This window comes from Mesorhizobium sp. M2A.F.Ca.ET.042.01.1.1 (assembly GCF_003997405.1).
Taxonomy (GTDB): domain Bacteria; phylum Pseudomonadota; class Alphaproteobacteria; order Rhizobiales; family Rhizobiaceae; genus Mesorhizobium.
In genome coordinates this window covers 1-10,145 of record NZ_RZRX01000044.1, presented here as the reverse complement: position 1 = coordinate 10,145, position 10,145 = coordinate 1, and the positions used below count along the sequence as shown (strand labels likewise).

The following is a 10,145-nucleotide window of genomic DNA, read 5'->3' as shown; positions in this document are numbered from 1 at the left end:
TCAAGCCCTAGCCCCCTGAGCGGCGAGGAGCGCCGTCCTCGCCTCTTCCGTTTGCGCGACCTCGGCCGCCGGGATGTCGAAGTCGCGGTGATAGTTGAAGGTGTGGCCGATGGCGGTGGCGATGAGGCAGACGAAGCTCAGCGCCGCCAGCCACCACATGTACCAGATCAGCCCGAAGCCGAGGGCGACGCTGAAGATCGCCAGGATGACCCCGGTACCGGTGTTCTTCGGCATGTGGATCGGCTTGAAGCCGGAGAGCGGACGCCGGTAGCCGGCTCTCTTCATGTCGAACCAGGCGTCATTGTCGCGGATGACCGGCGTGAAAGCGAAATTGTAGGCCGGCGGTGGCGAGGAGGTCGACCATTCCAGCGTGCGGCCGTCCCACGGATCGCCAGTGACGTCGACCAGTTCGGCGCGCTTGCGGATCGAGACGAAGATCTGGACCAGGAAAGCGGCGATGCCGGCGGCGATCAGCACCGCGCCGAAGGCAGCGATGACGAACCAGATCTGCAGCGAGGGATCGTCGAAGACGCGCATGCGGCGCGTCACGCCCATCAGGCCGAGGATATAGAGCGGCATGAAGGCGAACCAGAAGCCGAGCACCCAGCACCAGAACGAAACCTTGCCCCAGAACGGATCGAGCCTGAAGCCGAAGGCCTTGGGCCACCAGTAGGCGATGCCGGCAAACAGGCCGAACAGCACGCCGCCGATGATGACGTTATGGAAATGCGCGATCAGGAACAGGCTGTTGTGCAGCACGAAGTCGGCCGGCGGCACCGCAAGTAGCACGCCGGTCATGCCGCCGACGACGAAGGTGAGCATAAAGGCCACCGTCCACATCATCGGCAGCTCGAAGCGGATGCGGCCGCGATACATGGTGAAAAGCCAGTTGAACATCTTCGCACCGGTCGGGATCGAGATGATCATCGTGGTGATGCCGAAGAAGGAGTTGACGCTGGCGCCGGAGCCCATGGTGAAGAAGTGGTGCAGCCAGACCAGATAGGACAGGATGGTGATGACCACCGTGGCGTAGACCATGGAGGTGTAGCCGAACAGGCGCTTGCCGGAGAAGGTCGAGGTGACCTCGGAAAAGACGCCGAACAGCGGCAGGATGAGGATGTAGACCTCCGGGTGACCCCATATCCAGATGAGGTTCACATACATCATCGGGTTGCCGCCGAAGTCGTTGGTGAAGAAGTTGGTGCCGACATAGCGGTCGAGCGCCAAGAGCGTGAGCACCGCCGTCAGCACCGGGAAGGACGCCACGATCAGCACGTTGGTGCATAGCGAGGTCCAGGTGAAGATGGGCATGCGCATCATGGTCATGCCGGGGGCGCGCATCTTGACGATAGTGCAGATCAGATTGATGCCGGATAAGGTCGTGCCGACGCCGGCGACCTGCAGCGCCCATATGTAATAATCGACGCCGACATCCGGACTGTAATTGATGCCCGAGAGCGGCGGATAGGCCAGCCAGCCGGTGCGGGCGAACTCGCCCACGAACAGCGAGGCCATGACCAGGATGGCGCCGCCCACCGTCATCCAGAAGCTGAAATTGTTGAGGAAGGGGAAGGAGACATCGCGCGCGCCGATCTGCAGCGGCACGACGAAGTTCATCAGCCCGGTGACGAAAGGCATCGCCACGAAGAAGATCATGATCACGCCGTGCGCGGTGAAGATCTGGTCGTAGTGATGGGCGTTGAGATAGCCGTCCGAACCGTTGAAGGCGATCGCCTGCTGCAGGCGCATCATGATGGCGTCGGAGAAGCCGCGAAGCAGCATGACGAGGCCGAGCACCATGTACATGATGCCGATCTTCTTATGGTCGACGCTGGTGAACCACTCGCGCCAGAGATAGCCCCATAGCTTGAAATAGGTGATGGCGCCGAGAACCGCGAGGCCGCCAACCGCCACCACGATGAAGGTGACGACGACGATCGGCTCGTGCAGCGGCAGCGACTCCAAAGTGAGGCGGCCGAAGATGAATTTGGTCAGCGTCTCAGGCATCCGCCATTCCTCACAATTCGAAGCGCAGCAGGCCGAGCGACGGCGTCCCGGCGTCGGCGCGGCGGCTGCCGGCGCCGGGCGCGAGCAAGCCGACGCCGCGCAGCGGGGACAGGTCCCTGAGCGGCCAGCTCTTTTCATCGTCATTACGAGCCGCGCGAGATGCGGCTGCCGCCTCCTCCGCCGTGCAGATGCTGGCGACATAGGACGGATCGCTGCCGAACACCGCGCCGCGCCGGGCAAGCTTGTCATATTGCAGCGGCAGGGTGTTGCGGACGCCGGCGAGCCCCAGGCCGCCCTTGGCGTCGATCGACATCATCTCGTTCATGCACATCTTGCCCGGCTCGACGCACAGATTGAGGATCGCGCCGTAGAGGTCGGGGGCGACGGAGGCATAGTGCCGGACCGGCTCGTTCTCGCTCGGGCGTTCGAGCTCTAGATAGGTCTCGCGGGTAAGCGTGGACTGCGCGCTCTTGGCCTGCGCCACCCAGTCGGTGAAGGCTTGGTCGGACACGCCGTGGAAGGCAAAGCGCATGCCGGAGAAGCCGGCGCCGCTGTAATTGGCCGAGAAGCCGGTATAGGTGCCCGGGCGGTTTATGACGGCGTGCAGCTTCGTCTCCATGGCGGGCATGGCATAGATCTGCCCGGCAAGGGCTGGAATGTAGAAGGAGTTCATCACCCTGGACGAGGTGATGCGGAAGTCGATCGGCTGATTGACCGGCGCCGCCAGCTCATTGACGGAGGCGATGCCGTAGTCCGGATAGATGAAGAGCCATTTCCAGTCGAGCGCGACGACTTCGACCCTGAGCGGCTTATGGTTCTGCGTGACCGGCTGTCCGGGCTCGATGCGGTCGATGCGCCGGTAAGGATCGAGCAGATGCGTGCCGAGCCAGGTCAGCGCGCCGAGGCATATGATGATGAGCAGAGGCGCTGCCCAGATCACCAGCTCCAGCTTGGTCGAATGGTCCCAGTCGGGCGTGTAGGTCGCCGTCGTGCTGGACTGCCGGTAGCGCCAGGCGAACAGCCCGGTCAGCGCCATGACGGGCACGATGATGAGCAGCATCAAAAGGGTCGAGACGACGAGCAGGTCGCGCTGCTGCACTGCCACGTCGCCCGCGGGCGCCAGCACGACGAAGTCGCAGCCGGTCAGCAGCACGGCCAGGGGAAACAGAAGCAAAGCTCCGGATCGTTTCATCAACGCTGCCCTCGATGGCGTCGCAACGGGCTTTTCACAAGCTACAACGCGGGATGGGCCAACGGCTACTGCCGCCGGCACGGGGACGACATTGGACAATTTGTCCAATGCCGGATTGCTATGGCTTTGGCGAAACTGTGCACGCATAATGGGACGAGGACAATCGCGTTCCGAACTTGAGCTCGGTGGCGACGAACAAGATGGCTGAAACTTCGACTGCCGAAACGGACAGCAGGCTGATCGGCTCGCATCACGGCCAGGTCAGCGCGGGCGATATCGCTGTCGGCGTGATCATCGGCAGGACATCGGAGTTCTTCGATTTCTTCGTCTATGCGATCGCTTCCGTGATCGTGTTCCCCAGGCTTGTCTTTCCGACGCACGATCCGCTGGCCGGGACGCTCTATTCTTTCGCGATCTTCGCGCTGGCCTTCATTGCGCGTCCGTTCGGCACCGTGCTGTTCATGGCGATCGACCGCGCCTATGGCCGCGGCGCCAAGCTGACGATCGCGCTGTTCCTGCTCGGCACCTCGACCGTCGCCATGGCGTTCCTGCCGTCCTATGAAGATGTCGGCGCTGTCGCCGCCTGGCTGCTGGCGCTTACCCGCTTCCTGCAAGGCCTGGCGCTCGGCGGAACCTGGGATGGGTTGCCCTCGCTGCTGGCGCTGAACGCGCCGCAGAACCGGCGCGGCATCTATGCGATGATCCCGCAGCTCGGCGCGCCGATCGGGCTTATCGTGGCGAGCTCGCTGTTCGCCTTCTTCGTCGCCAACCTCTCGGCCGACGATTTTTTCGCCTGGGGCTGGCGCTATCCGTTCTTCGTCGCTTTCGCCATCAATGTCGTGGCACTGTTTGCCAGGCTGCGCATCGTCGTCACGCCAGAATTCTCGAAGCTCTACGAGAGCGGGGACCTGCAGCCGACCCGCATCAGGGACATGATCAGCACGGAAGGCCGCAACGTCGTCGTCGGCGCCTTCGCGCCGCTGGCGAGCTTCGCGCTGTTCCATATGGTGACGGTGTTCCCGCTGTCCTGGGTGTTCCTGTTCACCAATGAAGGGCCGGAGCGCTTCCTGGTCATCGAGGCGGTGAGCGCGCTGTTCGGCATCGCCGCGATCGTCGCGTCAGGGCCGCTGGCCGACCGCGTGGGGCGTCGCGCTTTGCTCGGCGGCGGCGCCGTCGCCATCGCCGCATTCAGCGGCTTTGCCCCGCAGCTTCTCAATGGCGGCACCGTCGGCGAGACGGTGTTCATGGTGCTGGGCTTCATCCTGCTCGGCTTGAGCTTCGGACAATCCTCGGGCGTCGTCGCGTCGAGCTTCTCGCGCCAGCATCGCTATACCGGCTCGGCGGTGACGTCGGATCTCGCCTGGATGTTCGGCGCCGGCTTCGCGCCGCTTGCAGCGCTGCTTCTGGCCGGCACTTTCGGCCTCATCGCCGCCGGCGCCTATCTGCTTTCAGGCGCTGCCTGCACGCTGCTCGCGCTGTGGATCGACAGGCAGGCCTCGACGACGGGCCGGTAGAGCGTTTCACCGTTTCACGGAAACGGCGAGCCACTCTATCTCTTTGTTTTTACGCAATTCCGGACGGAAAACCGCTCACACTTTTCCTGGAATTGCTCTGGTACCCGGCCGCTAGCCATTGTCGCAGGCGGCCAATCAGACCTGGTAGAAATCCCGATACCATTCCACGAAGCGCGGAACGCCGACCTCGATCGGGATCGTGGGCCTGAAGCCGGTCACCGCCTCGAGCGAGGTGATGTCGGCGTAGGTCGCCAGCACGTCGCCCGGCTGGAGCGGCATCAGGTTGCGGATTGCCTTGCGGCCAAGCGCGTCTTCCAGCACGTCGATCAGCCGGCTCAGTTGGACGGGTGAGCTGTCGCCGATGTTGTGGATCCTGTACGGCGAATCGCTGGTCGCGGGATCCGGGGCCGCGCTTGTCCAATCGGTATTGGGCGTCGCGGGATGCTCCATGACGCGGATTACGCCCTCGACGATGTCGTCGATATAAGTGAAGTCCCGCTGCATGTTGCCATGGTTGAAGACGTCGATCGGCTGGCCGGCGAGGATGGCCTTGGTGAAGATGAACAAGGCCATATCGGGCCGGCCCCACGGGCCGTAGACGGTGAAGAAGCGCAAGCCCGTGGTCGGCAGCCCGAACAGATGGCTGTAGGTGTGGGCCATCAGCTCGTTCGCCTTCTTGCTGGCGGCATAGAGGCTCAAGGGATGGTCGGCGGAATCATGCACCGAGAACGGCATGCGCGTGCTGCCGCCATAGATCGAGCTCGACGATGCATAGACGAGATGACCGACCGAGGCCTGACGGCACCCTTCCAGGATATTGAGGAAGCCGTCGAGGTTGCTCCGCGCATAGACGTGCGGATTGATCAGCGAATAGCGGACGCCGGCCTGCGCGGCGAGATTGACGACGATCTCCGGCGCGGCGGAAGCAAAGACCGCCGAGACGCCATCGCGGTCGGCGAGGTCGACATGCTCGAAGCGAAAGTTCGCGAACGCTTTCAGCCGCTCGAGCCGCGCCTGCTTGAGGGCAACGTCGTAATACTCGTTCATGGAATCGAGGCCGACAACCTGCCGGCCTTCGGCAAGCAGCCTGTGGCAGAGGTGAAAGCCGATGAAGCCGGCGGCGCCGGTGATCAGTATGGGCCTGCTCGACGTCAATCCATGCTCCCAAAACGTTGTGGTCAACCGGACCGATCTTTCGCCGACAGCCCGCGGGCACGTCCGGAATTCCTCAAGCCGGTCGAGAACTTGCGCCTTTTATGGCAGGCCGTCGACGAATTCAACGATACGCCTTTCTCCGCCGTCTCGACACGACTTACCAGTCCTCGCGGCGCCAGGGCTGCAAGGCTGGCACGGGCGGATGCGGCAGCAGCGCACCGACCCCGCCGACCTCAGCCTGCGCGGCCTCGTCCTCCCATCGCTCCGGAACGAAGGTCGCCTCGTATATGGTTCAATCAGCTCGATCATGGTCGCCTGAAGATGATGTGGCCGGGGCTGGCCCGGAAGAACAGTACCTGAATGCGGAAATGCAATCTCAAGCCCATGCTTATATGCGAGCGCGGTCACGGATCGGACCCATTCATGCAGAATGAGTTTGCGCTCAGCAGGCCAGTTGAGGATTTTATTTTCTTGGTGATCTCCCTTTGCTGAGGCAAACTGCTAGTGGGCTGTCAGGAGGAGAAATGAGAGCACGCGCGGCGACGGTCGGAGACCTGGAAGATGTGTTCCACGGCCTGTCCAAGCGGATGTCGGACGAATATGTCGCGGCCGGCAAGGACAGCAAAAGCGCCTATGACAATCTGATGATGAATTTGAAGGAAGGCCGGGCGCATGCGCTCGTAGAAGGCGACAGGGCCGTCGCGATCATAGCCTGGCATGAGCATGCGGATGCCGCCGATACGCTGTTCGCGGCGCGGGAGGATTTCTTCAACGCCGCGACGGTCCGCTTCTGCAAGCGGCACATCCTCCATGTCCAGGCGCTTGCCGGCAACCTTCCCATACATTCGCGCAGCTGGCTGGACAGGCCGGAGGTGGCGAAATGGTTCCGCGTGATCGGCTATGTCGACCGTGGGCGTGAGAACGGCGCCACCCTGTTCGAGCTGCCGCCGGCCGCCAATAGCTGACAAGGCAACGCTGCCCTGAAAAACCGGGCGCTTGCGCGAAAACCCGATTGGAAAGATTGTACGCGCAGGCAGCCGGGCAACCTGGCACGCCGGATGGGGTATGGCTGCTGGAATGGGGATGTTGCGCGTCTGCCTGGCCGTTGTCGCCGTCGCTGCCCTGACGAGACCGTTAGGGGCGGAACCGCGCGCGTCCCATCTTTTTGACCGAGCTGACCTCACGGCAGCCTATTCGGGGCAACCCGATCTCGTCACCGCGTATGCGACCGGCATGGCGCGCTACCGGTTTCAATATTCGGGCCCCGCAACCCAGGCCGGTTTGGCCGCGCCGCTCGAGCCTCGCCTGCTGCGGCCTGAATTCCAGCAACGGACATGGCGTTCGGCGGACGGCAGCCTGCTTCAGGGATTTGCCGGCAAGGGCGGCTTTCGCCTGACCACGGGCAACTGCGTGAACCGCCTCTGCCTGGCCAGCGAGTGCAGCGAAGCCGGCTGGCCGCTCTATGCCTGCAGCGACGGGCGCAAGCGCAAGATGTCGGTCCAGAGCTTCGTGACGGCAACATTCGACGGCGTCCCCTACCGGCGGCTGAGCGCGCCGAAGGAGTGACATTGGCGGCCCGACCGGGATAACGGGGCCGCTTGCGCCGATCTCGCTAGGCGTGGCATCGGTTGCGGCGTTTTTGAACAAGTCCGAAGGCAAGACCGTGGCACGCCAACCCGACCGACGATCCGCAACCCCAAAGGTCAGCCTCGCCCGGGCCCTCTCCAAGCTTGGCTTCTGCTCGCGCACGCAGGCCGAGCGTCTCGTCGCCGAGGGGCGCGTGCAGGTCGGCGGCAAGACGGTGCGCGATGCGTTGCTGCGCATCGACCCCGACCGCGATCGTATCACCGTCGACGGCGAGCGCGTCGTTGCCGAGCGCAAGGTCTATCTGATGCTCAACAAGCCGCGCGGGCTGGTCACCACCCGCGACGATCCCGAAGGCCGCGGCACCGTCTATGACTGCCTGGAAGGGCTCGACCTGCCCTTCGTGGCGCCGGTCGGCCGGCTCGACAAGGCAAGCGAAGGGCTGCTTTTGATGAGCAACGACACGCGCTGGGCGAACGGTTTGCTCGACCCCGCCTCGCATGTCGCCAAGACCTATCACGTGCAGATCGCTTCAGTGCCTGACGACGCGATGATGGAACGCTTTCGCCAGGGCTCGGTCGTCGACGGGGAGTTGCTCACGGCAAGCTCGATTGCGCTGCTGCGCAGCGGCGGGCGGACAGCTTGGCTGGAAATCGTGCTCGACGAAGGCCGCAACCGGCAAATCCGCAGGCTGCTCGGCGCTTTCGACATCGAGGTGCTAAGGCTGGTTCGAGTGGCGATCGGCGGTCTTCAGCTCGGCGAACTTGCCAAAGGCAAGGCGCGGCATCTGACGAGCGAGGAGTTGGCGATGATCAGAGTCTAGCTCGAAAGGCCTCAGCTTCGTCATCCACGGGCGGAGCGGAAGCGAAGCGGACGCGTAGACCCGAGGATCCATTCCGTGACCTCGCGCGAGGGTTAAACACGGTGCAAGACAGGGGTCGTTCTGAATCGCCGTAACGCGGATAGGTAACGGAATGGATTCTAGGGTCTGCGCCGCGTCGCTTCGCTCCTTGCTCCGCCCTAGAATGACGAGGCTGAGGGGCTTCGCCTAATCTCCTGAGACGCCTCGGCTGCTATCGAGCTGCAGCTATTTCTGGTTCCACCGCCGGATGACCGGCTCCGTCAGGTCGTGCTCGTAGCCGAGGATGCTGAGGCTCGTGGTGTCGAGCACGAAATGCTCGCCGCCTTCGGGCGGCAGGCCGACCCAGCGCGCCGCGAGGACACGCAGGAAATGCGAGCTGGAGAAGACGAGCACATTGCCGGCAATCGCGCGCAGCCCGGCGATGATCGCGTCGGCGCGTGCGCCGACATCGGCCGCCGTCTCGCCGTCAGGACAGCCGTCGCGGAACAATTGCCAGCCGGGGCGCTTCGACAGGATCTCCTTGGTCGTCACGCCCTCGTAAGCGCCATAATCCCATTCCCGCAGGTCCGGCTTCTTGACCGCGCCCTCGCCGAAGCCGGCGAGGCGGCAGGTGTCGAAGGCGCGCTGCGAGGGGCTCGACCAGACCGCCTGGAACATCAGGCCCTTGAGCCGGTCGGCCACGCCGCGCGCGGCCTCCTCGCCTTTTGCCGTCAGCGGGATGTCGGTGCGGCCGGTATGCCTGCCCGAGAGGCTCCATTCGGTCTCGCCATGACGGACAAGATAGATCTCGGGATACGCGCTGCTCATTGACCGCCCTCGGCTGACTATTTCGCCGGGAATCCGGCTCGCGCAGCCTATGCGGCGGTCGGCAAAAAGAACAGGCCGCGGCTAGCGCGTTTCACCGTTTCACGGAAACGGTGAAACGCGCTAGCTCTTTGTTTTTACGCAATTCCGGACGGAAAACCGCTCACACTTTTCCTGGAATTGCTTCTAAGCCGCGGCCTGCAAGGCTTGGAAGGGATGCCTGAACTTGCCTGTCACTCCGCCGGCTGCAAACCGCCCGACAACGCGAGATCGGCCTCCTCCGGCAATTGACCTGCCATGGCGGCGGCGAATTGCTTCTGGTCGAGCTCGCCTTCCCAGCGCGCCACGACGATGGTCGCCACCGCGTTGCCGACGAAGTTGGTGAGCGCGCGGCACTCAGACATGAAGCGGTCGACACCGAGGATCAGCGCCATGCCGGCGACCGGCACCGAAGGCACCACCGACAGCGTCGCGGCCAAGGTGATGAAGCCGGCGCCGGTGATGCCGGCCGCGCCCTTGGAGCTCAGCATGGCGACGAGCAGGAGCAGGATCTGGTCGCCGAAGGTGAGCGGCGTGTCGGTCGCCTGGGCGATGAACAGCGCGGCAAGCGTCATGTAGATATTGGTGCCGTCGAGATTGAAGGAATAGCCGGTCGGGATGACCAGGCCGACCACCGAGCGGTTGCAGCCGGCACGCTCCATCTTGGCCATCAGGCCGGGAAGCGCGGCTTCCGACGATGAGGTGCCGAGCACAAGCAGCAGCTCTTCCTTGATGTAGCGGATCAGCGCCAGGATGGAGAAGCCGTTGTACCATGCGACGGCGCCGAGAACGACCAGCACGAAGAGCAGCGACGTCAGGTAGAAGGTGCCGATCAGGAAGGCGAGGTTGGCGATCGTGCCGATGCCGTATTTGCCGACGGTGAAGGCCATGGCGCCGAAGGCGCCGATGGGCGCCGCCTTCATCAGGATGGCGACGAGGCGAAAGATCGGAGCGGTCAGCGCCTGCAGGAAATCGACCACAGGGCGCC

Annotated in this window: 9 protein-coding genes; 4 read left to right on the top strand and 5 right to left on the bottom strand. The window is 63.8% G+C overall.

The genetic code is table 11. The features are described from left to right. Positions 1-2,007: a cytochrome o ubiquinol oxidase subunit I gene (cyoB, locus tag EOA23_RS09405; protein WP_127303733.1), complete on the bottom strand. Its 2,007-nt coding sequence runs from the start codon at positions 2,005-2,007 to the stop codon at positions 1-3. A 10-nt stretch (positions 2,008-2,017) separates the two neighbouring features. Beyond that, positions 2,018-3,199: a ubiquinol oxidase subunit II gene (gene cyoA, locus EOA23_RS09400; RefSeq protein WP_127303732.1), complete on the bottom strand. Its 1,182-nt coding sequence runs from the start codon at positions 3,197-3,199 to the stop codon at positions 2,018-2,020. Between the two features lie 200 nt (positions 3,200-3,399). Between cyoA and EOA23_RS09395 the strand changes: the two genes are divergently transcribed. Beyond that, positions 3,400-4,713 carry an MFS transporter gene (locus EOA23_RS09395; protein ID WP_127303731.1) on the top strand — a complete coding sequence of 438 codons (1,314 nt, stop codon included), beginning with the start codon at positions 3,400-3,402 and terminating at the stop codon, positions 4,711-4,713. A gap of 135 nt (positions 4,714-4,848) precedes the next feature. Here the strand turns inward: EOA23_RS09395 and EOA23_RS09390 are convergent, their stop codons facing one another. Beyond that, positions 4,849-5,868, bottom strand: coding sequence for an NAD-dependent epimerase (locus EOA23_RS09390; protein ID WP_127303730.1), 1,020 nt, complete (start codon positions 5,866-5,868; stop codon positions 4,849-4,851). 524 nt (positions 5,869-6,392) lie between these two features. On the opposite strand from EOA23_RS09390, the gene EOA23_RS09385 reads away from it, so the two are divergent. The 3 genes from EOA23_RS09385 to EOA23_RS09375 all read left to right on the top strand — a co-directional run bounded on the left by EOA23_RS09385 (position 6,393) and on the right by EOA23_RS09375 (position 8,275). Continuing rightward, positions 6,393-6,833 (top strand): hypothetical protein, encoded by a 441-nt coding sequence (locus tag EOA23_RS09385; protein ID WP_127303729.1) that lies wholly within the window; start codon positions 6,393-6,395, stop codon positions 6,831-6,833. A gap of 100 nt (positions 6,834-6,933) precedes the next feature. Beyond that, a complete protein-coding gene (locus tag EOA23_RS09380) occupies positions 6,934-7,434 on the top strand; it encodes a hypothetical protein (RefSeq protein ID WP_245456206.1) in 501 nt (166 codons plus the stop codon). Between the two features lie 97 nt (positions 7,435-7,531). Beyond that, positions 7,532-8,275 carry a pseudouridine synthase gene (locus EOA23_RS09375; RefSeq protein ID WP_127303728.1) on the top strand — a complete coding sequence of 248 codons (744 nt, stop codon included), beginning with the start codon at positions 7,532-7,534 and terminating at the stop codon, positions 8,273-8,275. A gap of 264 nt (positions 8,276-8,539) precedes the next feature. Here EOA23_RS09375 and EOA23_RS09370 read toward each other — a convergent pair whose 3' ends face one another. Further along, positions 8,540-9,121, bottom strand: a complete 582-nt coding sequence (locus tag EOA23_RS09370) for a histidine phosphatase family protein (RefSeq protein WP_127303727.1) — start codon at positions 9,119-9,121, stop codon at positions 8,540-8,542. A gap of 230 nt (positions 9,122-9,351) precedes the next feature. Further along, positions 9,352-10,145 (bottom strand): cation:dicarboxylase symporter family transporter (locus EOA23_RS09365; RefSeq protein ID WP_127303726.1); only part of this gene is annotated, 794 nt, incomplete at its 5' end.

What these genes read in the sequence shown, in the direction of transcription:
- cyoB (WP_127303733.1), bottom strand. Translation starts at nt 2,007, where the DNA reads ATGCCTGAGACGCTGACCAAATTCATCTTCGGCCGCCTCACTTTGGAG.
- cyoA (WP_127303732.1), bottom strand. Translation starts at nt 3,199, where the DNA reads ATGAAACGATCCGGAGCTTTGCTTCTGTTTCCCCTGGCCGTGCTGCTG.
- EOA23_RS09385 (WP_127303729.1), top strand. Translation starts at nt 6,393, where the DNA reads ATGAGAGCACGCGCGGCGACGGTCGGAGACCTGGAAGATGTGTTCCAC.
- EOA23_RS09380 (WP_245456206.1), top strand. Translation starts at nt 6,934, where the DNA reads ATGGCTGCTGGAATGGGGATGTTGCGCGTCTGCCTGGCCGTTGTCGCC.
- EOA23_RS09370 (WP_127303727.1), bottom strand. Translation starts at nt 9,121, where the DNA reads ATGAGCAGCGCGTATCCCGAGATCTATCTTGTCCGTCATGGCGAGACC.
- EOA23_RS09395 (WP_127303731.1), top strand. Translation starts at nt 3,400, where the DNA reads ATGGCTGAAACTTCGACTGCCGAAACGGACAGCAGGCTGATCGGCTCG.